At 35.9% G+C, this 25,310-nt stretch carries 24 protein-coding genes; 9 read left to right on the top strand and 15 right to left on the bottom strand.

What is annotated here, in order from left to right; genetic code table 11:
• Window positions 1–5 precede the first annotated feature (5 nt).
• The 8 genes from rplB to rpsL form a co-directional block, all read right to left on the bottom strand.
• Window positions 6–833: a 50S ribosomal protein L2 gene (gene rplB / locus N4270_RS12985; protein WP_260097708.1), complete on the bottom strand. Its 828-nt coding sequence runs from the start codon at window positions 831–833 to the stop codon at window positions 6–8.
• A gap of 10 nt (window positions 834–843) precedes the next feature.
• A complete protein-coding gene (rplW, locus tag N4270_RS12990) occupies window positions 844–1,134 on the bottom strand; it encodes a 50S ribosomal protein L23 (RefSeq protein WP_204346315.1) in 291 nt (96 codons plus the stop codon).
• 7 nt (window positions 1,135–1,141) lie between these two features.
• A complete protein-coding gene (gene rplD, locus N4270_RS12995; RefSeq protein ID WP_260097709.1) occupies window positions 1,142–1,771 on the bottom strand; it encodes a 50S ribosomal protein L4 in 630 nt (209 codons plus the stop codon).
• Complete coding sequence (gene rplC, locus N4270_RS13000; RefSeq protein ID WP_204346317.1) at window positions 1,771–2,388, bottom strand: 50S ribosomal protein L3; 618 nt, start codon at window positions 2,386–2,388, stop codon at window positions 1,771–1,773. Before rplC ends, rplD begins: the two co-directional genes overlap by 1 nt.
• Before the next feature lie 138 nt (window positions 2,389–2,526).
• Window positions 2,527–2,832 (bottom strand): 30S ribosomal protein S10, encoded by a 306-nt coding sequence (gene rpsJ / locus N4270_RS13005; RefSeq protein WP_007650482.1) that lies wholly within the window; start codon window positions 2,830–2,832, stop codon window positions 2,527–2,529.
• 12 nt (window positions 2,833–2,844) lie between these two features.
• Complete coding sequence (gene fusA / locus N4270_RS13010; protein ID WP_204346318.1) at window positions 2,845–4,971, bottom strand: elongation factor G; 2,127 nt, start codon at window positions 4,969–4,971, stop codon at window positions 2,845–2,847.
• 6 nt (window positions 4,972–4,977) lie between these two features.
• A complete protein-coding gene (gene rpsG, locus N4270_RS13015; protein WP_260097732.1) occupies window positions 4,978–5,454 on the bottom strand; it encodes a 30S ribosomal protein S7 in 477 nt (158 codons plus the stop codon).
• 22 nt (window positions 5,455–5,476) lie between these two features.
• On the bottom strand, window positions 5,477–5,851 hold the full coding sequence (gene rpsL / locus N4270_RS13020) for a 30S ribosomal protein S12 (protein WP_008269190.1): 375 nt from the start codon (window positions 5,849–5,851) through the stop codon (window positions 5,477–5,479).
• Window positions 5,852–6,023: 172 nt separating this feature from the next.
• On the opposite strand from rpsL, the gene N4270_RS13025 reads away from it, so the two are divergent.
• The 7 genes from N4270_RS13025 (at window position 6,024) to rlmB (ending at window position 17,014) form a co-directional block, all read left to right on the top strand.
• Complete coding sequence (locus tag N4270_RS13025) at window positions 6,024–7,712, top strand: POTRA domain-containing protein (protein ID WP_260097733.1); 1,689 nt, start codon at window positions 6,024–6,026, stop codon at window positions 7,710–7,712.
• A 131-nt stretch (window positions 7,713–7,843) separates the two neighbouring features.
• Window positions 7,844–10,954, top strand: a complete 3,111-nt coding sequence (locus tag N4270_RS13030; RefSeq protein ID WP_260097734.1) for a SusC/RagA family TonB-linked outer membrane protein — start codon at window positions 7,844–7,846, stop codon at window positions 10,952–10,954.
• A gap of 4 nt (window positions 10,955–10,958) precedes the next feature.
• Window positions 10,959–12,476 (top strand): SusD/RagB family nutrient-binding outer membrane lipoprotein, encoded by a 1,518-nt coding sequence (locus N4270_RS13035; RefSeq protein ID WP_260097735.1) that lies wholly within the window; start codon window positions 10,959–10,961, stop codon window positions 12,474–12,476.
• An 11-nt stretch (window positions 12,477–12,487) separates the two neighbouring features.
• A complete protein-coding gene (locus N4270_RS13040) occupies window positions 12,488–13,348 on the top strand; it encodes a hypothetical protein (RefSeq protein ID WP_260097736.1) in 861 nt (286 codons plus the stop codon).
• Window positions 13,349–13,362: 14 nt separating this feature from the next.
• A complete protein-coding gene (locus tag N4270_RS13045; protein WP_260097739.1) occupies window positions 13,363–14,400 on the top strand; it encodes a hypothetical protein in 1,038 nt (345 codons plus the stop codon).
• A 174-nt stretch (window positions 14,401–14,574) separates the two neighbouring features.
• The gene (locus N4270_RS13050; protein WP_260097740.1) at window positions 14,575–16,218 is read left to right on the top strand and encodes an aryl-sulfate sulfotransferase; all 1,644 of its coding nucleotides are present in this window, start codon (window positions 14,575–14,577) and stop codon (window positions 16,216–16,218) included.
• Between the two features lie 61 nt (window positions 16,219–16,279).
• Complete coding sequence (gene rlmB, locus N4270_RS13055; protein ID WP_260097741.1) at window positions 16,280–17,014, top strand: 23S rRNA (guanosine(2251)-2'-O)-methyltransferase RlmB; 735 nt, start codon at window positions 16,280–16,282, stop codon at window positions 17,012–17,014.
• A gap of 2 nt (window positions 17,015–17,016) precedes the next feature.
• Here rlmB and N4270_RS13060 read toward each other — a convergent pair whose 3' ends face one another.
• The gene (locus N4270_RS13060) at window positions 17,017–17,769 is read right to left on the bottom strand and encodes a rhomboid family intramembrane serine protease (protein WP_260097742.1); all 753 of its coding nucleotides are present in this window, start codon (window positions 17,767–17,769) and stop codon (window positions 17,017–17,019) included.
• Window positions 17,770–17,859: 90 nt separating this feature from the next.
• Between N4270_RS13060 and N4270_RS13065 the strand changes: the two genes are divergently transcribed.
• On the top strand, window positions 17,860–19,140 hold the full coding sequence (locus N4270_RS13065) for a replication-associated recombination protein A (protein WP_260097744.1): 1,281 nt from the start codon (window positions 17,860–17,862) through the stop codon (window positions 19,138–19,140).
• Here N4270_RS13065 and N4270_RS13070 read toward each other — a convergent pair.
• From N4270_RS13070 to radC, 6 genes are all read right to left on the bottom strand, one after another.
• Window positions 19,137–19,955 carry a hypothetical protein gene (locus tag N4270_RS13070; protein WP_260097745.1) on the bottom strand — a complete coding sequence of 273 codons (819 nt, stop codon included), beginning with the start codon at window positions 19,953–19,955 and terminating at the stop codon, window positions 19,137–19,139. The two genes, N4270_RS13065 and N4270_RS13070, sit on opposite strands and share 4 nt — an antisense overlap.
• On the bottom strand, window positions 19,948–21,291 hold the full coding sequence (locus tag N4270_RS13075) for a DUF5723 family protein (protein ID WP_260097746.1): 1,344 nt from the start codon (window positions 21,289–21,291) through the stop codon (window positions 19,948–19,950). The genes N4270_RS13070 and N4270_RS13075 overlap by 8 nt, the downstream gene beginning before the upstream one ends.
• Before the next feature lie 74 nt (window positions 21,292–21,365).
• The gene (locus tag N4270_RS13080) at window positions 21,366–21,926 is read right to left on the bottom strand and encodes a hypothetical protein (protein WP_260097747.1); all 561 of its coding nucleotides are present in this window, start codon (window positions 21,924–21,926) and stop codon (window positions 21,366–21,368) included.
• Window positions 21,927–21,972: 46 nt separating this feature from the next.
• Window positions 21,973–22,662, bottom strand: a complete 690-nt coding sequence (locus tag N4270_RS13085) for a YjjG family noncanonical pyrimidine nucleotidase (RefSeq protein WP_260097748.1) — start codon at window positions 22,660–22,662, stop codon at window positions 21,973–21,975.
• On the bottom strand, window positions 22,643–23,953 hold the full coding sequence (locus N4270_RS13090; protein WP_260097750.1) for a polysaccharide deacetylase family protein: 1,311 nt from the start codon (window positions 23,951–23,953) through the stop codon (window positions 22,643–22,645). Before N4270_RS13090 ends, N4270_RS13085 begins: the two co-directional genes overlap by 20 nt.
• Before the next feature lie 126 nt (window positions 23,954–24,079).
• Window positions 24,080–24,778: a DNA repair protein RadC gene (gene radC / locus N4270_RS13095; RefSeq protein WP_260097751.1), complete on the bottom strand. Its 699-nt coding sequence runs from the start codon at window positions 24,776–24,778 to the stop codon at window positions 24,080–24,082.
• 72 nt (window positions 24,779–24,850) lie between these two features.
• Between radC and N4270_RS13100 the strand changes: the two genes are divergently transcribed.
• Window positions 24,851–25,294, top strand: a complete 444-nt coding sequence (locus tag N4270_RS13100) for a DUF1569 domain-containing protein (protein WP_260097752.1) — start codon at window positions 24,851–24,853, stop codon at window positions 25,292–25,294.
• Window positions 25,295–25,310: the final 16 nt, after the last annotated feature.

Consider the following 25,310-nt stretch of genomic DNA (forward strand, 5'->3'; position numbering starts at 1 on the left):
CTCAATTATTTCTTTCTACGTTCTACAATATACTTATTACTCGCTTTAGTTTTAGAACGTGTTCTATAACCTTTAGCCGGAATACCATTTCTAGATCTTGGGTGTCCTCCTGAAGATTTACCTTCACCACCACCCATTGGGTGATCGACTGGATTCATTACCACTGGTCTTACTCTTGGTCTTCTACCTAACCATCTAGTACGTCCTGCTTTACCAGAAACCGTTAACTGATGATCAGAGTTAGAAACTACACCAATAGTTGCCATACATTCAGAAAGAATCATTCGTGTTTCTCCTGATGGTAATTTAACTGTAGCAAACTTCCCGTCTCTTGCCATTAATTGAGCAAATGCACCTGCACTTCTTGCCATTACTGCTCCTTGTCCAGGACGTAATTCGATACAAGAAATGATAGTACCTAATGGGATTTCACTTAATGGCATAGCATTACCAATTTCTGGTGCTATTCCTTCTTTACCAGACACTACATTTTGCCCAACTTGCAAACCATTTTGAGCAATGATGTAACGCTTTTCGCCATCTTGATAGTTCAATAATGCTATAAACGCTGTTCTGTTTGGATCATATTGGATTGACATAACTTCACCAGGAATTCCAGTTTTGTTACGTTGAAAATCGATAATACGATACTTTCTTTTATGACCTCCACCAATTTGGCGCATGGTCATTTTTCCTCGATTGTTTCTACCACCAGATCTTTTATTCGGAACGAGTAAACTCTTTTCCGGCTTATCAGTAGTAATGGCATCGAATCCATTAACTACTCTAAAACGCTGAGCTGATGTGATTGGTTTTAATTTTCTTACTGACATTCTTGTCTAATTACATGTTAGTGTATAAATCAATTACTTCACCTTCCGCCAGTTGTACAATTGCTTTTTTAACAGCATTTGTTTTACCATGTTGAATACCTGTTTTTGTATAACGGGTACTACGATCTGGACGGACATTTATAGTACGAACTTTTTCAACAGAGACACCATAAGCAGCTTCAACTGCTTTTTTGATTTCTACCTTGTTCGCCTTGGTGTTCACTTGAAATGTAAAGCAGTTATTCAACTCACTATTGGTTGTCGCTTTTTCAGTGATAATAGGTTTAATTAAGATACTCATTGTCTACTTATTTACTTAAATTCGATTCAATTCCTTCTAAAGAACTCTCTAGAAGAACTAATTTATTTGCGTTTAAAATTTTATAAGTACTTAATTCTGAATTAGTTACAACTTCAGAGCCTTTAAAATTTCGTGATGACAAATATACATTATTATTTGACGCACCCAACACAAACAACGATTTTTTGTCTTGAATATCAAGTGCTTTCAATACTGCTGTAAAGTTTTTCGTTTTTGGAGCATCAAAATTGAAGTCTTCCAATACAACGATATCTTTATCATTAGCTTTCATTGTTAACACTGATTTACGTGCTAAACGCTTCAGGTTTTTATTCAATTTAAAGCTATAGTTTCTAGGTCTTGGTCCGAACATACGTCCACCACCTTTAAATACACCAGATTTGATACTACCTGCTCTTGCAGTACCTGTACCTTTTTGTTTTTTAATCTTACGTGTACTTCCTGCAATTTCTGCTCTTTCTTTAGCCTTATGCGTTCCTTGACGTTGGTTAGCAAGATATTGCTTAACATCTAAGTATACGGCATGATTATTAGGCTCAATAGCAAACACATCTTTAGAAAGGTCTACCTGTCTACCTGTGTCTTTTCCGTTTATATCTAAAACTGCTACTTTCATTACTTCTGAATAATTACATAAGAGTTTTTGTGTCCTGGAACACATCCTTTAACCACAAGTAAGTTCTTTTCAGGAACTACTTTATAGACTCTTAAATTTTCAACATTCACTCTTTCGCCACCCATTCTTCCGGCCATTTTCATTCCTTTGAATACTCTCGCAGGATATGAAGCAGCACCAATAGAACCTGGAGCTCTTAAACGGTTGTGTTGACCATGCGTTGCTTGTCCAACTCCACCAAATCCATGACGTTTTACAACACCTTGGAAACCTTTACCTTTAGAAGTTCCTGCAATATCAACAAATTCACCTTCGATAAAGTGCTCTACTGTTATGGCATCACCTAATTTGTAATCTCCTTCAAATCCTTGAAATTCCGCGACTTTTGCTTTAACAGAAGTACCAGCTTTTTTGGCGTGACCAATTTCAGCTTTTGTAGCACTTTTCTCTGTCTTGTCATCGAAACCAAGTTGAAGGGCATTGTACCCGTCGACCTCTTCGGTTCTGACTTGGGTAACGATACATGGTCCAGCTTCGATTACTGTACATGGAATGTTCTTTCCATTTTCATCGAAAATGCTGGTCATACCGATTTTTCTTCCTATTAACCCAGACATAATTATTAATTTATTTATTATTACTATTTATTAAAATTCAAGGCCGAAAATACATTCGACCTTGAATTGTATTTTTACCGTTTTTCCCGCGACCGCATCGGTGGGACATTTCTACTTCCTACGTAAGCAGGAGTTTCATTACACTTTAATCTCTACTTCAACGCCACTTGGTAATTCAAGTTTCATTAAGGCATCAATTGTTTTAGAAGATGAAGAGTAAATATCTAATAAACGCTTGTAAGAGCTTAATTGAAATTGTTCTCTAGACTTCTTATTTACGTGTGGTGAACGTAATACAGTGAAAATCTTTTTGTGTGTTGGTAATGGAATTGGTCCAGTTACTACAGCACCAGTACTTTTTACTGTTTTTACAATCTTATCAGCAGACTTGTCAACTAAATTATGATCGTAAGACTTTAATTTTATTCTAATTTTCTGACTCATTTTCTTTTAGTTTTAAGCTTCTACGCCTTTAGCTGCTTTGATAACCTCTTCTGAAATGTTAGAAGGAGTTTCAGCATAATGTGAAAATTCCATTGTTGATGTTGCACGACCTGATGATAATGTTCTTAATGTTGTCACATAACCGAACATTTCAGATAATGGCACAGTCGCTTTTACAGTTTTTGCTCCAGCTCTGTCACCCATATCACTTACTTGACCACGACGACGGTTTAAGTCACCTACGATATCACCCATGTTTTCTTCAGGAGTAATAACTTCAAGTTTCATGATTGGTTCCATGATTACCGCTTTAGCTGCTTTTGCCGAATTTTTAAATCCGAGCTTCGCTGCTAATTCGAACGATAATTGATCAGAATCTACATCATGGTAAGATCCATCAGTTAATGTTACTTTCATAGCATCAACTTCGTAACCTGCTAATGGTCCGTTAACCATTGCCATTTTGAATCCTTTTTCAATTGAAGGGATAAATTCTTTAGGAACGTTACCACCTTTAATTTCAGAAACGAATTCTAAACCAACTTTTCCTTCTTCTGCTGGCTCTAACGTAAATACGATATCAGCAAATTTACCACGTCCACCAGATTGTTTCTTATAAACTTCTCTGTGTTCAGCACGTTGTGTAATCGCTTCTTTGTACTCTACTTGAGGTTGACCTTGATTAACTTCAACTTTAAACTCACGCTTCAAACGGTCAACAATAATATCTAAGTGAAGCTCACCCATTCCAGAGATAATCGTCTGTCCTGAAGCCTCATCAGTTCTTGCTGTAAATGTTGGATCTTCTTCAGCTAATTTCGCTAAAGCCATACCTAATTTATCAACATCTGCTTTAGTTTTAGGCTCAACCGCGATACCAATTACTGGATCTGGGAAGTCCATAGATTCTAAAACAATAGGATGTTTTTCATCAGACATGGTATCACCAGTCTTGATATCTTTAAATCCAACTGCTGCTCCAATATCACCTGCTTCGATAAAATCGATAGCATTTTGTTTGTTAGAGTGCATTTGGTAGATACGTGAGATACGTTCTTTTTTACCTGAACGGTTGTTCAAGATATAAGAACCTGCATCTAAACGACCAGAATAGGCACGGAAAAATGCTAAACGACCTACGAAAGGATCGGTAGCAATTTTAAATGCTAAAGCAGCAAATGGCTCCTTTACATCTGGCTTACGTAATTCTTCTTTTTCAGTATCTGGATTGATTCCTCTAATTCCTTCTTTATCTGTTGGAGAAGGTAAGTAACGACATACAGCATCTAATAAGAACTGTACCCCTTTATTTTTAAATGCAGAACCACAAATCATAGGAATGATAGCCATATCCATTACAGCAGCTCTAAGTGCAGCATGCACTTCTTCTTCTGTAATTGAATCTTCATCTTCCATGAATTTTTCTAAAAGATCTTCATCATAAGTTGCTACCTCTTCAATTAAAAGGGCACGATACTTACGCGCTTCAGCTTTCATTTCTTCTGGAATATCGATAACATCAAAAGTTGCCCCTTGAGTTTCGTCATGCCATACAATAGCTCTGTTTTTTACTAAATCAATGATCCCTTTAAAATCTGCTTCATCACCAATGTTTAATACAATTGGCACTGCGTTAGATTTCAACATATCTTTTACTTGCTGACAAACTCCTAAAAAGTTAGAGCCTTGACGGTCCATTTTATTAACGAAACCAATTCTAGGCACTTTATAGTTATCAGCTAATCTCCAGTTCGTTTCAGATTGTGGCTCAACACCATCAACTGCACTGAATAAAAATACTAAACCATCTAGTACACGTAAAGAACGGTTTACCTCAACCGTAAAATCAACGTGACCTGGAGTATCTATAATATTAAAGTGATATCCTTTTGTATCTGGAGTTGGTTGTCCATTCTCCATTGGGAAATTCCATGTACAAGTGGTTGCAGCAGAAGTAATTGTAATACCTCTTTCCTGCTCTTGCTCCATCCAGTCCATTGTTGCAGCACCATCATGTACTTCACCAATTTTATGTGAAACCCCTGTATAATAAAGGATACGCTCTGTAGTTGTCGTTTTTCCTGCATCAATATGTGCAGCGATACCTATGTTTCTTGTGAATTTTAAATCTCTTGCCATCTTAAATTAAAATCTAAAGTGTGAGAATGCCTTATTTGCTTCTGCCATTTTGTGAGTATCAACTCGCTTCTTAACAGCTGCTCCTTCTTCTTTAGCTGCAGCTAAAATTTCAGCAGCTAATTTTTGAGGCATAGATTTTTCGTTTCTTTTTCTTGAGTAACCAATCAACCATTTCATAGCTGTTGATACTTTACGGTCTGGACGAATTTGCATTGGAATTTGGAATGTTGCTCCACCAACTCTACGGCTACGCACTTCTACGTGAGGCATAACGTTAGATAAGGCATCTTTCCAAATTTCTAAAGCTGTTTTTTCGTCATCAGTCTTTTTTGATTCTACAATATCAATAGCATCGTAGAATACTTTAAAAGCGACAGACTTCTTTCCATCCCACATCATCATATTAACGAAACGAGTTACTAACTGATCGTTAAATCTTGGATCTGGTAAAAGCGGTCTCTTTTTTGCTGCTCTTTTTCTCATGTCTTCTTCTTAAAGTTTTTAATTACTTCTTAGGGCGTTTTGCACCATACTTAGATCTACGTTGTGTTCTACCTGCAACACCTGCTGTGTCTAAGGCACCACGAACGATGTGATATCTAACTCCTGGTAAATCTTTTACCCTTCCACCTCTAACCAATACTATCGAGTGCTCTTGTAAGTTGTGTCCTTCTCCACCGATGTATGCGTTAACCTCGTTTCCGTTTGTTAAACGAACCCTTGCTACCTTACGCATTGCTGAGTTAGGTTTCTTAGGTGTCGTCGTGTAAACACGAGTACACACACCACGTCTTTGTGGACACGAATCTAAAGCAGCCGATTTACTCTTCTTGGTTATTTTGGCTCTTCCTTTTCGTACTAATTGTGAAATTGTTGGCATATATTACTATATAATTTTTATTAAACCCTCTCCTTAGAGGGCTGCAAAGGTAGAAATAAATATCAATAATTCAAACCCATAGCTATTAATTTTAGAAAGTTTTTCAATTTATTTTTATAGTCAGATATTTTTACTGATTAATTTCCGTTAGATTTGAATAATATTTCTATGAATGTCACTAAAAATTAGTCCTTTAATTTTACTCCTATTTATATTATGGTCTTCAGAAACGTTGACCCAAAATTTGTATTTAACTGCGGTTGGGACTTCTGAAAAAGAAACCAAAACGATTGACTCTTTAGGGTACCAACAAACATTTCAGGATTATATGTCTTTAGATTTAGAAGTTAAGCGTTTAAAGAAACGATTAAACACACTTGGTTATATTGAAAGTGAATTACGCCATTTAAAAAAACAGAACGATTCTTCTTACCTAGCCACTTTCAGTATCAAACATAAATACAATACTATTATCATAGAGCACCACAATCTAGTTGATCTGTCTATTTTAAAATTAACTGGATTCCTAAATAAAAATCAGCAATTAGTGATTCCGATAGAACAGGTAGAAACCACCTTACAGTCTATCAATTCAGAAATTGCCAATCGCGGCAACCCGTTTAGTACACTTATTATAAATGATATTAAAAAAATTGACCCAAAAACATTATCTGGATCGCTTTCGGTGAGTGCGGCTCAATCAAGAACCGTAGACAAGTTAATACTAAAAGGTTATGAAAAATTCCCAAAGTCGTTTATTAAACGTTATTTAAAAATTAAAACCGGACAAACCTTCAGCTTAAAAAAAATTAAAGAGAAAACAGCCGCATTGAATGATTTGGTTTTTGCGAATCAAATAAAAGACCCCGAAGTTCTTTTTACTCGAGACTCTACCATATTATATATGTATCTTGAAAAAGCGAGAAGTAACACCTTTGATGGCTTCTTAGGATTTGGCACCAATGAAAGCACAAATAAAATTGAATTTGACGGTTATCTTGATTTAAATCTTACTAATAATCTTAATTACGGAGAATCATTAAAACTCTTATATAAAAGTGATGAAAATGACCAACAAACTTTCGATTTAAAAATTGGAGCGCCTTATCTTTTTAGTTCCCCTATCGGGCTCGATTTAAACTTAAACATATTTAAAAGAGATTCGTCGTTTGTAACTGTAAGTCAGGCTGCCAAAATTAAATATCAAGTGAATAGTAAGCATGCGATTTCGGCTGGAATTAATTCGGTGAATTCAACCGACTTACTAGAGCTACCAACAACCCTAATTACAGATTACAAGTCAAACCAATACTTTATTAATTACACCTATACTAAACGACAAAATTACGAATTACTGTTTCCTGTAAATTTCTTATTCGATATCACGACCGGTTTTGGAAATCGCACCTACGAAACCATAGACGAGCGCCAATCTAACTTTTATTTAAATACTTTTAAAATATTTAATTTGAATGCTAAAAATAGCATCTACGGAAAGTTTAGTGGTAATTATCTGGTCTCAGACACCTATTTAGAAAATGAACTTCCTCGTTTTGGTGGTATCAATTCTATTCGAGGCTTTGAAGAAAATAGTCTAATTGCTAACCTCTATGGGGTTTTAAATACCGAATACAGATACAAACTCAATAACACGATCTATGTGCACTCTGTAATTGATGCTGCTTATTTTGAAAATCAAATCGCTAATCAAAAAGGAAAACTCTTTGGGTTTGGCTTCGGATTTGGACTATTAACCAAAGCTGGACTGTTTCGATTTAATTATTCCAGCGGAAAAACTGAGAATCAAAAATTCAAATTATCAGATTCAAAAATCCATCTGAGTTTGACAACAACATTCTGATTTAATTGTATTCCCGATAATATCTTACCTATTTTAACATAATTATAGAAAACTTTCTAACATCTAGATTGTTTTATTAACTTTTTATTAAGAAATTTGGCTTAAGACCAATTTTAACTCAAACTCAAAGTATGAAAAAAACTCTATGCAAAGCACTAACCGTATTATTACTGTTAGCTGTGCAACTCACGTTAGCACAAGAAAAAACAATTTCTGGAACCGTATCAGACCAATCTGCTCTGCCGCTTCCAGGCGTTAACATTCTCATTAAAGGAACAACCACAGGGACTCAAACCGACTTTGATGGTAATTACACCATTCAAAGTAATGTTGGAGACATTTTAGTATTCTCTTATGTAGGCTTAAAAACTCAAGAAATTACTGTAGGTGAATCTAACACTGTAAATGTTACCATGATCGAAGATGCCGAGTCCTTAGACGAAGTTGTCGTTACCGCTGTAGGTATCAAGAGAAAACCAGATGAAATTACAACAGCTTATGAAAACCTTAAAGCTGAAGAGATTACATCGGCAAATAATCCTGATGCAGTGCAATCACTTGCAGGTAAAGTTTCGGGATTACAAATTAATACCACTAATACGGGTGTTAATCCTTCAACCTCCATTAGACTTAGAGGTACCCGATCGCTTTCGGGATCCAACTCAGCATTAGTTGTTATAGATAATGTTATTTCTTCTGCGACAATTTTATCAGATTTAGATCCAGAAATCATAGAATCTATTAATATTATTAAAGGTCCGAATGGAGCAGCGCTTTACGGATCTCGCGGTGGTAATGGTGTTATTATTGTAACTACAAAAAAAGGAACCAAAAATCAAGGCAAACTCAATGTTGCTTACGCCTCTACTCTAACTCTTGAGGAAATAGCGTTTCTTCCTCAACTTCAAGACCGATACGGAAAAGGCTATTGGGGAGAAATAGATGCCTTTGACCAAGGGTCTTGGGGACCAGAATATGATGGTTCTATTCAACCAGTTGGTTTACCTTATCCCACCGTTACAGATTTCAGATACAATACCTATGAATTTAAAAAAGACAATATGAAAGACTTTTTTAATACAGGTGTGGCACTTCAAAATACGATAACTCTCTCTGGAGGAGATAGTGAAGGGTTTTATTCTTTAACAGCCAATAGAAGGACGACAGATGGTATCATCCCGAAAGACACCTACAAAAAGGATTTCTTAGCGCTTAGTGCAGGTAAAACATTTGGCAAATTTTCAATCTCTGGAAATGTGCGTTTCACTAGTGAAGACCAAGATGTTTCCAGTACAATTTTCAACAGTGATGGTACTGTACGTTTAAGCGGTGTTTATGCTGAATTAGCCCAACTACCAAGTGATGTAAATGTAACAGATTTCAATTCTGGTAGTAATAGTGACCACTGGACCGCTTTTGGAAATAGCCCGTATTGGGTTAGAGATAACCAGAGAAGTGTTTCAGAAAACACAAGATCTGATTTATCTGCCGAACTCTCTTATCAATTCAATGATAATATAAGTGCTGTTTTAAGAAGCAATGTCGTTACCAATAGCGGCAAATCCTTCACTTTTGCAAACGATTATGTGTCGGAATATACTGTTACTGGAGATAGTAGAGATATTCAATCGTCTTTAAGTGTTTCTAGCAATAATTCAAGAACCTTATATACAGATTTGATAGCCAATTTTAATTATGATTTAACTGAAGATATTGGCTTAAAATCGCTGATAGGCTTTAATACTACGGAAAGCAAAGGATTCTCGCAAACCACATCTGGAGACATTTTAACACTCCCAGGTCTCTATACTGTAGAAAATATTTCTAGTGGTATTTCGGTATCAGACTTTAGTTCAAAAACAAGACAGCAAGCTGTATTTGCGAATATCGATTTAAACTACAAAGACTATTTGTTTGTAAATCTTACAGGACGTCAAGAATGGGATTCTAGATTACAATCTGCTGGTCGAACAATTGGAGACATTGCGTTCTTCTACTACTCTGCTGGTGTATCATTTATACCAACCAAAGCCTTTCCTGAAATTAAGTCCGACTTTTTACACAAAATGAAAGTCTCTGGTGGTTATGTAAAAACAGCAAATATTTCGGCTCTTGGAGCCCATGATCTTTTTGATACCGGATTTAGACCTGCAGCATTTCCTTATCCAGGAGGTGTCAACTCATTTATTATTCCATCTTCAACTTTTGACAATGCTATTGAACCTGAATTTATCAACACCTTTGAAGCTAATTTAAACTTAGAGTTATTAAGACGAGGTGGTGTTCCTAGAATTACTCTAGACGGAAGTTATTCATTTTACACTAATGACAATCAAATATTAAGTGCTTCGGTTTCATCATCAACCAGTGTATTTAGTGCCGGAATCAACGTTGGTGAAACTGAAACTAATGCTTACGAAATAGACTTAGGCTTGACTCCCATAAAAACTGATGACTTTAGATGGAACTTAAACTTCGGATATGCTTCTCAAAAAACCATTGCCACAAAAATTACAGACGACGCAGACCAATTAGGTAGTGGCGCTCCAGGAATCTACGCGATTCAAGGTGAAGAATTTCCTTTAATTCAAGGAACAGCTTACGAGAGAGACGACGAAGGTCGTGTAGTTTTAAATCCTGATGGTTCACCAAGAACGGCCTCTGGTCTTAAAGTCCTTGGAAAAACAACACCAGATTACATTTTAAATTTTGGAACGGAAGTGACCTACAAAGGGTTTCGATTAAGTGCGGTTGCCGATTTTAGAACTGGGCATGTATTCTATTCTGGTATTTATAACAACTTAACGGGTCAAGGTCGTAGCTTCATAACAGCTGAAAATGGAAGAGGTTATTTTATTTTTCCAAATTCAACGGTGGAAGGCTCTGGTACAACCAATACAACTGTACTTACAGGAACATCTTATGGAGGACCATCGGCTTATGCTCAATACCAATCGTTTGTACAAAGTGATGACTTTACAGGTGTCGATGAAAACTTCATACTAGATGCCACAGCTTTCAAACTTAGAGAAATTGCGTTGAGTTATACACTTCCAAGTAAAGCTCTGGAGAATACCTTTATTCAAGGTTTATCTGTAGGAATTAGCGGGAGAAACCTACTTGTTCTTCTGCCAAAAGAAAACAGAGGTTATAACGACCCAGAAATTGGATCTGGTATAGGTGGTTACGGACAAACACCTCCAACCAAGTTTTATTCAATGAATGTAAAATTTAACTTTTAAGAAAATGAAATATATATTTAAACTAAAATACACGTTGTCACTGACACTACTTTTTCTAGCATTTTCTTGTAACGATGTACTCGTGAATGAAGATCCTAATGGTGTCCTTATTGATGAATTACCTCCGGAAGTGATCTTGCCAGGAGCACTTACTGTACCTTCTGAAACGCTCATGAGTACCATGAACGAACTGGGAAATACAATGATTGCCACATGGTCTGGTAACGCACAACAGGTTCAAGCGCCTTACTTTACTGAATTCCAATACCAGCTAACTACCGATTTTTACAGCGGAATCTGGGATAATTTAATGGCAAGAACTGGAAATCTAACTCAAATCATTGAAAATGATTACGACGATAATTATGATTATTTCAAAGGGGCTTCTAAAATTTATAGAGCTTTCTATTTTCAATATTTAGTCGATTTATATGGTGATATTCCTTTTACTGATATTCATCAACGTGGAGATTTACTCTTTCCTGAATATGACAATCAAGTCGACGTATATGTAGCCTTGATTAATGATATTAATGATGCTATAGAACAAATTCAAAACACAGATACAAGCACTGCTGTTGGTATGGGTTCTAACGATGTGATCATGGGTGGAAATATGAGTATGTGGATTAAATTTGGAAATACCTTAAAATTGAGAATGTTATTACGTGTCTCTGATGCGGCTCAATCATCACCAGATTTACAAACTGTTCTCAATACTGAATTTGCTACACTTAATAATGCTACATTTTTAGGTGTCGGAGAAAATGTTACTATCAATCCAGGCTATTCTGATGAAGTAGACCGAATGAACCCATTCGTTGAAACATTTGGATATGATGCTGGTCAATTTGGCAATACTGCAAACCAAACTTTTAATAACCTTAGAGCCGGACCAACAACCTTTTTGGTCGAATTCTTAAACGGAACGACTAATGGCGTTTCTGATACAAGATTAGAACGATTATATGCCACGCGATCTGGTCAAGCTTCCATTCAAGGAAATACTCAAGGTGGTGGTGAACAACCTTCACGTATTGGTCCTGGATTACTCATGTCTCCAGAACAAGATGGTTATATTATGACTGCTTCCGAAGCTTTATTCCTTCAATCTGAAGCCGTTTTCAGAGGCTTACTAAATTCTGGAAACGCTAAGGGTTTGTTTGAAAGTGCCATTCAATCATCGTTTAATAGATTGGGTGCATCTATAGGAACTTACCTAAATGATGCTAATAATGTTAGTGGAATTGGTTGGGATGGTACTGCAGATAAATTGGAAGCCATCATCACCCAAAAATGGATTGATTTAGGTGGAACGAATGGAGCTGAAACTTGGATTGAGTATACCAGAACCGGATACCCAAGTAATATGCCGCTTCCAGATATCACAAACAGACCAAATAGACCCTTACGATTACTTTACCCAACATCAGAATACACGGGGAATTCTGCAAATGTTAGTGTTTACAATCAAACTGTAGATACTGCATTCAATTCTTCAATTTTTTGGGATGTTAACTAAAAAAAAAGATTATGAAAAAAATTAAATGTATTTTATTAACCATTCTAAGCATGCAACTCATGATTTCGTGTAGTATAGACGATGATCCGCAGCAATTAGAATCAGACCTCGCCAACACTCCTTTTGTCGTTGGATTTAATAACAGTGAAGCTTCTCCTGCATTTGTCACCGATGGAGCCGTCAATATGTACAGTGAAAATATCGTTTTATTTGGAGGAGAGGACTTCTCAAGCAACCCAAGTATTACTGTAAGTTTTGAAGTCGACCAGAGTTCTACAGCTGTTGCCGGAACGGATTACGACTTTGTAGATTCATCACAATCAATTACCATTCCGCAAAACAGCGAATTTGGCACTCTAGATATCAATTTTTATTCTGGAGTTATTGATGTAGATAATCCTAAAACCTTAATACTTAATATTACGTCTGCAAGTAATAGCCAAGTTGCAGACTCGTTTAAAACCTTAACTATTAATATCAATGGAATTTGCTTTTCTGATATTGGAGGCATGTATAGTGTTACCACAACTTATGGGTATCATGATTTCTTGCCTGCATACAATCCGCAAACCACCGATATTGAAATCGAAGCTTTAGGCGACGGTTTATATAGAGTCTTCGATATGTCTAGTGGCTTATACAGCTCTGGACCTTATGCAGATGCCTACGGAACCGGAGCAACCAGTTTTGATGTTGAATTCACTGAAAACTGTGGTGATATCTCTTGGGAAAACCAAACAGATCCCTGGGGTGCAGTTGTGCCATTAGAAGGTGGCGTCAATGCGGTAGATCCAGACACAGGAGTGATTACCATATCATGGTTCTGCGAAGGTTATGGCGAAAATGGAGTCTCAGTTTATACACCACTTTAATACAAAAAAATAATATGAAAAATATACATAAAAAAATAAGTTACACCTTAGTACTTGTGTTCCTTTTAGGTTTCGTAAGCGTTTCATGTGAAGACGACGATTCGATTCCTAGAAGAGGTAAACCTGAACTCATACTAATGAGTAACTCTGTTACAGTTACCGAAGGCGAAACAGCAACGTTCATCCTTGATGTAGAATATCCTGTCGCAGAAAAAATTGATATCAGAATTGACATTTTAGATGCCGATGGAAACCCAGTTGTAACGGCTGAAGGCGACCCAACAACTGGTAATGGATTCTATGACAGAGTTCAATTTGATGCCATTGAAGTACCTTATCCAACCTGGTTCGAATCTGGTTGGTTTGAATATGGTTATTTAGGCGGAACAGGTTATGTGGCGTCCTTTCCAGCATTCACTGAAACGATAGAACTAAATATCGAAACACTTCAAGATTTCATTCCTGAAGGTACCGAAACAGTTAATCTGAGATTATCTGCGACTTCATTAATGAATGCTACTATCGAAGAAGACATTAGTATCATTATCAATGATTTTGTTGGGAATGACTTGGTTGCCAGACTTAATTGGGCTGGTGATTATCTGGATAGCGGTGCCGATGCTTGCGACATTGATGCTGGCTTGGACCTCGATTTAGAACTTATCTATGGAGGTGCATATGTTCAAACTAGCTACAATGATTGCCCTGAAGAACTAACAATTCTTAGTTCTGATGCTGATGGGTTTTATACCATCGATGCCAGTTTTTGGACTGCTAATGGCAATACATCGGCAGATGGTGATAACATTCCTGTTTCTATAGATTTTATGAAAGCAGGTGTTTTTGTGGAATCTGTTGATTTATCGACATTGTTTCCTTTAAATGATGGTGGATTAAACGATGGTAATGATAATGCTATCACTTCATTTACTGTTGAAAAAACAGGTAACACTTATACCATTACCGATAGTAATGATACGCAAATTGCTCAAGGCAGGTTTGCTGATTATAGGTTGACTCTCGAAGAAAAGAGACGACTAAAAAATCAATAAACATTGAAATAAAACAAATAAAAAGCCACCAGAATTCTGGTGGTTTTTTTATTAGTAATAGCAGTAAATTTAACATCTCAAATATGTTAAATTTATTTTCTTAAAGTTTAGTTTAGCATATAAGTATTAGGTTTGTTAAAATCTAGTTTCTAATACCCATTGAAGAACTATACTATGAAGAAAAAATTACTCCTCTATTTTACTTTTATACTTTTTAGCGTTTCCCAAAGCCAGAATACCGTAGGAACTATAGCCATTACTGAAGATGCCTTTGATGCTTATACACTTATCACAGCATATACAAAATCTTACTTATTTAATAATTGCGGTGAAATCATTAACCAATGGGAAAGTGCTTACCCTCCAGGAAATGCTGTTTACTTACTACCCAATGGCAATTTATTAAGAGCTGGTCGTGTCACCGATACAAGTAGTAATATTACGTTTGGAGGACAAGGTGGTGTTATAGAATTATTTAATTGGGAAGGTGATTTAATTTGGTCTTATCTATATAATACAAACGACTTCAGACAGCACCATGATATTTACCCAATGCCTAATGGTAATGTGTTGATTCTTGCCGTGACAACCATGACAGCTGCTGAAGCTATTGATGCAGGAAGAGACCCCAATAATATGAACGACACCAGACTCTATAACGAACGTATCTTTGAAGTAGAACCTGTTGGCGTCGACCAAGCCAATGTTGTTTGGGACTGGAATGTTAAAGATCACCTCATTCAGGATTTTGACCCAACTAAAGATAATTTTGGTGATGTTGCAATGAGTCCTGGCAAACTAGATATTAATTTCTTAAATGGCGGTTCTGGAAGCGCAAATTGGCTTCATTTTAATTCCATACAGTACGATGAGAATTTGGACCAAATCGTAATAAGCTCTCGAAATCTAAGTGAAATTTATATTATAGATCACTCAACCACTATAGCCGAATCTGCTACAAGTACAGGCGGAACTTATGGCAAAGGCGGCGATTTTTTATACCGATGGGGTAATCCTTTAGCCTATAAACAAGGGACTCCTGCAGACCAAACCTTATTTGGACAACATTATGCGCATTATATTGAAAGTGGTTTAGTAGATGCTGGTAAGCTTCTCATTTTTAATAATGGGAACGGAAGATTTCCAGAATATTCTGAAGCCACAATCATAGATCCTCCAACAACAGCTCCAGGAATTTATGATTATACACCTAATACTGCTTATGGGCCATTAGTTGCTGAATATTCTTATTCGGATCAATCGACTTCGCCTTCCGAATTCTATTCACCAATTTTAAGCAGTGCCCAACGTTTGCCTAACGGAAACTTATTAATCTGCGAAGGACGCTCAGGTGAAATTTTTGAAATAGACAGTAATGAAAATGAGGTTTGGAGGTATGTGAATCCGGTTAATAACGGAGATGGCTCAACAACCAATCAAGGTAATCCACCACCTGCAAATAACCCTTTATTTAGAGCGATTAAATACCCTACAAATTATGCTGCTTTTACAGGGCGAGATTTAACACCAGGAAATACACTAGAATTAAACCCAGACCTTACACCTTGTGAAAACTTAAGTGTAGATGATTTAGATCTTGTCAATTTCAAAATCTACCCAAACCCAACATCAAATCTTGTTCATGTTTCAGCAACTAATACTATTGACAAGATTGAATTGTACTCGATGCTAGGACAAAAAATTCATGAGGCAACTCATACTAGTTCTATTGATATTTCAAGTTTTAATTCTGGAGTTTATTTTATACAGATTTATGCTGGCAAGCATAACATTAGTAAAAAAATCATCAAACAGTAATTTATAAAACACATTTAAAAACCATTCTATTTTTAGAATGGTTTTTTTATACCTTTGAGCCATGGAAAAAGAAACGACCATTTTTGGTATACGTGCCGTAATTGAAGCTATAAAGTCTGGAGAAAACATTGATAAAATATTTCTTCAAAAAGGATTGCGTGGTGAATTATTTTCAGAATTAGAGCAGCTTCTTAAAAAAGAACGCTTAAACTGTTCCTATGTTCCCGTAGAAAAACTTAACCGTCTTTCTAAAAAGAACCACCAAGGTGCCATTGCGCAAATCGCTCCAATTACATTTCATGATCTTGAAGACTTAGTGATGAATGTCATCGAATCTGGTAAAACACCTCTATTTTTATTATTAGATCAACTGAGTGATGTACGTAATTTTGGTGCTATTGTTCGTACTGCTGAATGTACTGGAGTTTCAGGAATTATTATTCAGAAAAAAGGCGGTGCTCCTGTTAACGGTGATGCCATTAAAACCAGTGCTGGCGCCATTTTCAAAATGCCAATTTGCAAAGTAGACCATATTAAAGATGCAGTGTTTTACATGCAAGCTAGCGGTATCAAAGTTATTGCAGCGACCGAAAAAACAGACAACACCATTTACGATGTATCATTTAAAGAACCTTGTGCTATAATCATGGGGTCTGAAGGGAAAGGCATCAATCCTTCGGTATTAAAAGTTGCAGACGATAAAGCCAAACTTCCTTTGCTAGGCGAAATAGAATCACTTAATGTTTCGGTGGCTTGTGGGGCGTTTTTATATGAAGCGGTTAGACAACGGCTTTAAAGTTATTCCTTGTCTTTGTTTTCTTTAAACGTATAGTTATAATTTACACCCGTATCCTCAGGTATTGACTCCTCCTCTAGTTCAGGTTCTAAGATTTCTATAAAGTTTCCGTTTTCATCAAAATGCTTCAAAAACGGATCATCTTCTTCATTATAATCTGGCTCCTGCCATACGTAACGTTCTGGTTTTGCTATAGCTTTTCTAAAAATAAGCGCAAAAATCAACCCAGAAATGAGTCCGCCAGCATGACCTTCCCAAGACATTCCGTCTTTAACAGGAAATGCGTACCAAAGCATACTTCCGTAGAGAAATACAACAATTAAGGATAAGGCAACTAATCGGTAATGCTTAGCAAAAATGCCTTTAAAGAAAATAAAACTCACTAAGACATATACCAATCCGCTGGCTCCAATATGATTTGCTGGCCTACCAATGAGCCATGTAAACAAGCCCGAAAGCAATATGCCGTAGCACAACACTTTCCATGAGATTTTTCTGTAGAAATAAAATAAAGCCACAGATAAGACAAACAACGGAATACTATTATGGTATAAATGTTCTATATCGGCGTGGATAAACGGACTCGTAATGATTCCTAAAAGGCCTTCTAATTTTTGCGGATAGACACCAAGTCGTTTAATAGACGGAAAAAAGCGAACCTGCATCCAAAAAACAATCCAAAGGGAAAGCACAAAAAACAAAGGGTATGCAATTACGCCTGTAGAGTATTTAAAATGTTGCTGGTTTTGACTCATAGTCTAAATTTAAAATTTAAATAGCAAAATACTCTCCATTTATGAAAACTATGAAATATTGTCACATTCGTTTTTTGTAATTTTACACTTATGAACGAACCTTTAGCAGAACGATTACGTCCGCAAACTCTTGACGATTATTTAAGTCAGTCACATTTAGTTGGAAAAACTGGCGTTTTAACCCAGCAATTGCAACAAGGTGTTATAGCCTCCATGATTTTTTGGGGACCTCCAGGAACAGGAAAAACAACATTAGCCAATATTGTCGCTAATGAATCTAAGCGTCCGTTTTACACCTTGAGTGCTATTAATTCTGGTGTTAAAGACATTAGAGATGTTATTGACAAAGCGAAACAAAGCGGTGGTTTATTCACGACTAAAAACCCCATTCTTTTTATTGATGAGATTCATCGTTTTAGTAAGTCTCAACAAGATTCATTACTGCAAGCTGTAGAAAAAGGCTGGGTGACTCTTATTGGTGCCACAACCGAAAACCCGAGCTTTGAAGTGATTCCTGCACTCTTATCGCGGTGTCAGGTTTACGTATTGAATTCTTTTGAAAAAACCGACTTAGAAGCCTTATTACAAAGAGCAATTACTGAAGATGAACTGATTTCGAAACGCCAAATTAAACTAAAAGAAACCGATGCACTTTTAAGGCTATCTGGTGGCGACGCAAGAAAACTACTGAATATTTTTGAGCTCATCATCACCTCATTTGACAGTGATGAAACTATCGAAATCACGAATGCTGTAGTTTCTGATAAAGTACAGAACAACACGGTTCGTTATGACAAAACTGGCGAACAACATTATGATATAATTTCAGCATTTATAAAATCGATTCGAGGTAGTGACCCCAATGCCGCAGTATATTGGTTAGCTCGAATGATTGAAGGCGGAGAAGATGTCAAGTTTATTGCACGTCGTTTACTAATTTTAGCAAGCGAAGATATTGGTAATGCTAATCCGACTGCTCTAGTTATCGCCAATAATACCTTTCAAGCAGTATCTATTATTGGATACCCAGAATCCCGAATTATTTTAAGCCAGTGTACTACGTATCTAGCAACATCTCCAAAAAGTAACGCTGCCTATGAAGCTATTGGTAAAGCACAGCAACTGGTAAAAGAAACTGGTGATTTATCGGTTCCGTTATCTATTAGAAATGCGCCTACAAAATTAATGAAAGAACTCGGCTATGGTGATAATTATCAATATGCCCATAAGTATGAAAATAACTTTGTCCCTCATGAATTTTTACCCGAGGAAATAAAAAATACAACCTTGTATAATCCCGGGAATAATGCCCGAGAAAATGCACAACGAGACTTTTTAAAATCGCGATGGAAAGACAAATATGGGTATTAGAATTTTAAATTAATGTCTTCAACCTGAAGATTTTCACCATTGTTTTCAGCATACACCCAAATATCTCCTTTTTTGTATACCACAGCATCTTTACCTTGTACTATAAAAGTATCTGGAGCTCCAGAATACAGTAAAATCATCACTTTTTTAGGTTCGGTGTCAACAACCTGAAACCCTCCTTTTATTGGTTGTGCATAAAGTATATCTTTAGCATCTGCACCATTGGGCATAGACACAGGTTGATCTTTTGCATTAACATTAACCGATTCTTCAACTATATCTGGCTTTTCTTCTGAATTGACAGTGGCCTTGACTTCGGTTTTAGATACTGTTGTAGGCATCTCTACATTAGATGCAACTTGGCTTGTAGAGGTATCGCCATTGTATTTATAATCATAAAACTGGTAAGTCTCAAAGGCCGCTCTAAAGGCTTCATGATAGGCTTTTTTACGATCTTTTAGTTTAGATCTACCAACTTCGGAAGTAGCAATCACTCGGTTTTTACAATCTATTAAATCGATTTTAATCTTAGTCACTAAGAATCCGCCTTTAACCTCGCTCGGAACTGCTTTGAGTGCCAAACAATGATTCAAACCTAAATCCTTAGGATATTCTTCATTTTCAGAAAGCGTTGTATAACCGTATTTATTGAATAAAAACTTTGTTAAAGAATTTAACTGGTACTGATCTTCAGATTTTTGAAAATCAAACTGATTAGGCACAATAATGTATTTGTAGTTATTTATTTTTTCCTGTGCAAAGCTCTGCCATTGGCATACGATTGTAAATGCAATAAATAAAAGTATTCTAGTCATTTGAATCAAATATTAAGTTTATTCCGAATTGTAAAGATACACTTTGTGCTTTAGAAATATTTTGTAATTCAAACAAATTATTCCCCATAAGGTACATATTAAACCGTCCTATGTGTAGGGATGCGCCCAAACCAAAATTGCGAAGCGAAAATGCATCTACTGTATACGTGGCCTTTAATTTTAAAAAATCAAACAAGCGCCTGTAATAAAATGCTGTTGCCGCAAACTGTGGTCGTCTGGGTCTGAAAACCGAAAACAACTGTAATCCTAAGGCATTTTGATAGGGTTTTTGACCTGCATAACAATCACAATCTTGTCCGTTTCCCTTTCCGAAATTATAGCGATACGACAAATTTACTTTTGATGAGCGCCATGTTACGTAATTGTTTTTTAAAGTATCTATTTTGATATTTTCGTCGAACTCATCTTCTAAATTTTGCCAATAAGGCGTGGTGCCTTCAGCATTTAAAAGCGGTGGAAAAATGAGTTCTAAACCTTCAGTTGTATAGCTACCATTGAGATGATAGGTCTCCACATCTTTGGAATGAAAAATAGCACCAAAATCCAGTAAACTTCCAGTAATAATATGTTGTTCTTTGAGTTGATAGGTAAAACCGACATCAATTCCCAGCCCTAAATTTCCACCAAATAAAATCCGTTTTCTAAGGGTTTTAATATCCTTACTAAAATCGGAATTTTCATCACCAATCAACGGGGCGATTCCTGAGGTTTGCACCCTTCCGTCTAAAGCCTGAAACACATGTTCGTAAACATTATCACCTGTGGTACTTTCGCGGGTCGTAAAGGTTCCTGAATTATTTACACTGTTTACATTCGCAATGCTTGAATAGATCTTAGCTCTTGCTCCCAAAGTGAATTTTTTATTGATTTGTTTATTAATTCCGAAGTGAAAAACTGATAATAATTCGGCTTTAAAACTCACATCATTTAAAGAAAAAGAGCGTCCAATATGATTGGCATTCCCTTCCCAAAGTAATACTGCCACATCTTTTGGGAAATAAGAAATCATATCGACTTCTTCATACATACCATAGGAAAAGTAAGTAGTTTCATCTTTTCGCCAACCGCCATTTATGATGTCTAATTGCTGATTTAAAGTAAAATAATCCCGATGCGACATGGCGTTTATCGCATTTCCAATTTTGATATTTATGTCCACGCCATCGTCTCTAAAAATATCATAAGCCGATACTCCAGAACTGCCAAAATTGACATGAAACTGTGATAATAAAGGGATTCCGAAATGTTTATCGAAGGTCACCAAAGCTCCAGGATTTTGATTAAGCGTCTGCGGAATCACATTAAAATCATACATAAGCTCTTTGTTCTGGCTGTCGACCAAACTTGTTATAAAGAGCAGTATGCAAAGTGTTTTACAGCGCATTAGATTTACAATTCGAAATAAAAAGTCACTTTAGAATCCAGTTCTAAGCGTCCTAAAGTATTAGTATCAATGGGATTGGTTGATGGCGGTAAGGTGATTTTAAAAATAAGCTTGGTCGCTTCTTCAAAGACCGAAAGTTCAGGCTCTTCAATTAAAAAATTGGACACCACAACACTGGGAGCATTGGGCTGTCCTGGTGGCACTTCAATTTCTGCAAGATAACGTAGCTCGTCAGCATCATTAACAAACTCAAAATCAATGCTAAAATGTCGATCTAAGCTATTTGCAAACTGAAAGTTTAAATTGGTTTTTATAAGTTGGTCTACAAAAAAATCAGAATTGATATACTCTAAACGTGTGGTATCGGTAAGTATGATGACTTCTTGTTGTGTGGCTTCGTCTATAAAATTAGGCGCTTCCAAATTGGAATACATTAAACTGGATTCAAAAACTGGTGTTGGCAGGATGTTTTCGGTTTGATCAAAATCGACATCACTCACACAGGAATTAAGAAAAATAAGCATCAAGCATATTAATCCAAACACTACTTTTTTGAATCTTTTCATAACGTTCAATTTATGATTAAACGATTTTTATGTCGTAAAACGTATATTATAAATACTTTTTTATCTCTAGTAATTGCTTGACGTTTTTGATAGAATCATCCACATTATAGTCGTGATAATTAAACAAAATGACATCTAAACCAACTGCTATTGCTCCTAAAATATCAGCTTCGTAATTATCCCCAATCATAATACTTTCTTGAGGTTGCGCCTTAGCTAAATGTAAAGCATGATTGAAAATTATAGGATTTGGTTTTTTTACGCCAGCAGTTTCAGAATTGGTAATTGTTTTGAAGTATTTTGAAATCTGTGCATTGTCCATTTTGCGCTGTTGCGCTTCTTCAAAACCGTTGGTAATGATATGCAATTGGTAGTTTTGACTCAAATGATCTAAGAGTTCAAAAGTGCCTTCAAAAAGGTGATTAAATGTCGTGAGATGTGTAATATAGCCTTCAGACAGTTGATTGATTATTTCATCTGAAACCTTGAATTCAATAGCATCAAACGTATCTTTTAAACGTTTATAACGCAACAATGCTTTATCAATTTTTTCTTCTCTATACAGTTTCCAATAATTGAGGTTTATAGGTTCATAAACGCTCAAAAAATCTTTCGACTTTACCTGAAGCTGATGTATTTCAAAAATTTTCTCAAAGGTTAATGCCGAGTTTTTATCAAAATCCCAGAGCGTATGATCTAAATCAAAAAATATGTGATTAATCCCTTTTAATTTCATCTGCAGATTCTAATATTTGAGTGAATATTTTTTTAAAGCCTTTCCATTTTTCATCACTTCCAAAGGTGTAATTATGAAACACCGGTGTAAAAGTGCCATTAACACGTTTTACAGCATTAATTAAACCTTGTAGTTTTTGTTTTTTATCGAGTTGGGACTGGTGTTTTAATAGGGCATGATCTATACAATGAAACGAATTAATAAGTAATGGCGTTTGCGTTTCATAATCTAAATCGTAAAATAAAAAAGGTGTGCATGTACCCGCTCTAAACCCCATATAATTGAGGTATCCCATGGTGAAATCGTTTTTAATTTCAAGTTCGGTAAGGTTGCGATACGACGTTGGCAAATTGATTTTTGAAAACGAATTTCGGGTGGCTTCGAGTTCATAATTGGTAATAAACTCCATCTTTTTCTTTTCCTTTTTTAGAATATCAATATCATCTAAAGAAAAATAGGAGGCTTTTAATCCGACTTTACAATAATCGGCAACCGATTTAATTAATGATACAAACTGCTTTTTGTTGACATTTATATTCTTGTCATAGGTTGAATAGTCTCCAATTAAGAAAAAAACAATAAACTTAAAAGGGTATCGCTTTTGCTTATTAATTATCCATTTGAACGTATCATAAGGGTCACGTTTAAAACCAAACAAAACAAGAAAACGGTTATAAAATCGTTTAAATTTAAGTCGCAATAAATCGTTACAAGCGCCACCAACGGTTCGCATTAAACCTTTTTGCTTAAAATAATAAGCGGTTGGCACATCAATCACAGGCTGCACTGTATAATGCCGCTTCGGAAAAGTAAAGCCTTCAAACTTTTGCTCTAAAACAGATTTAAGTTTATATGCCCAAATATCTATCACAGGTTGATCGAGAAACTGATGCTTGAATGCTAAACTTTCTTTAGCAGTAAAACGACCGAAATTATCTTTAACATGAGGCAGGTATTCTTCATAGCGACTTAACAAATAAAAAGATGCAGCAAAAATATCGAAAGGTAGAGCGCTCTTGTCTCCTGTAGTAAAAAAGCATTTGGTATCTTCCCAATCATGAACGTTGATATCTACATCAGATACACCTTGCTCAAACAATAGCTCATGATTTTTAATAAATACCTCATTACTTAAGGGTTGTCGTGTGTACGACATTTTCAAACTATCATGCGCAATAAACTCCTCAATAGTGGTTGTAAAACTCACAGGCACACCAAGTATTCTGGTACATAAATGCTTAAACGCATAACGAACTCTAGGTGTGATTTTATGTGTATAGACTAATAGCAATATTGATTTTGGGTATTTGATGTTTGGTAAAATTAATCATTAAAAAAGAATGCAGCATAAATTGCCTAATCCATCTTATGTTAATTTTCTAGTTGCCTTTAGAAAGTGCTCTATTAAATGTAATACTTATAGACATTGTTCATCTGCGAAACTAAAATATGCTTTTTCTGTGATAATGAGGTGGTCTAACACTTTAATATCTAAACTCGCTGCTGCTGTTTTTAATTTTTGAGTTAGATTTTTATCGGCTTCACTTGGTTTTAATGTTCCCGATGGATGATTATGAACTAAGATAAGAGCTACTGCTCCCACTTCTAGGGCATTTTTGAGCACTAAACGCACATCAACCAAAGTACCTGTAATACCGCCTTTACTCAATTGGTGTTTTTGAATTACTTTATTTGAATTATTGAGATAGATGATCCAGAATTCTTCATGAGGCAACTCGCCAATGACAGGTTGCATTAATTCAAATACTGACACACTAGAACTGATTTTTTGCTTTTTTAGGGCTTCTTCTCCACGACGTCTTCTCCCCAACTCCATCATGGCAAGAATTGAAATGGCTTTAGCTTCTCCTATACCTTTAAAGGCCATCAACTGCTTTAAAGTAAGTTTACCGAGTTCATTAAGATTATGATTGACACTTGCTAAAATACGCTGACTTAAAGCAACTGCACTCTCGTCTCTATTGCCAGATCCTAAAATTATGGCTATCAATTCAGCATCGCTCAACGTTGATTTTCCTTTATCGCGGAGTTTTTCTCTTGGTTGATCCTTATGAGACCAATTTTTGATAGATATTGAATCTGATTTTTCAGCCATTATATATTTTAATATTGTAATTTTAAAGGGCATTAAATTTAATTCAAAATATAGAAAAAATACTATATTATTATGAAATCTTTATTTTCTTCCGAAGCACATCAGGAAATTTTAAACCGCATAGATCAACTCAATGAACATAACAAAGCGCGTTGGGGAAAAATGAGTATTGGGCAAATGGCTTGGCATTGTCAAGGTCCGCTAAACATCATGTTAGAAAAAAATGATTACGGACTCAAACCAAACTGGCTGGCAAAAGTGTTTTTTAAAAAATCACTGTACAACGATTCTACTTGGCGAAAAGGATTACCAACGGCTAAGTTTTTAAAACCAAAAAATGATAAAAATTTTAATACTGAGATTGCCACGCTCAAAGCTCTCATTGAAGAAGCGTATTTACATCGCGATAAAACCGAATGGAAACCTCATCCTGGATTTGGATACTTTACCGCACAACAATGGGGACAAATGCAATACAAGCACTTAGACCATCACTTAAGGCAATTTGGAGTTTAGGTTTAAATCATATACA

It is taken from the genome of Psychroserpens sp. SPM9, assembly GCF_025153525.1.
GTDB lineage: Bacteria > Bacteroidota > Bacteroidia > Flavobacteriales > Flavobacteriaceae > Psychroserpens.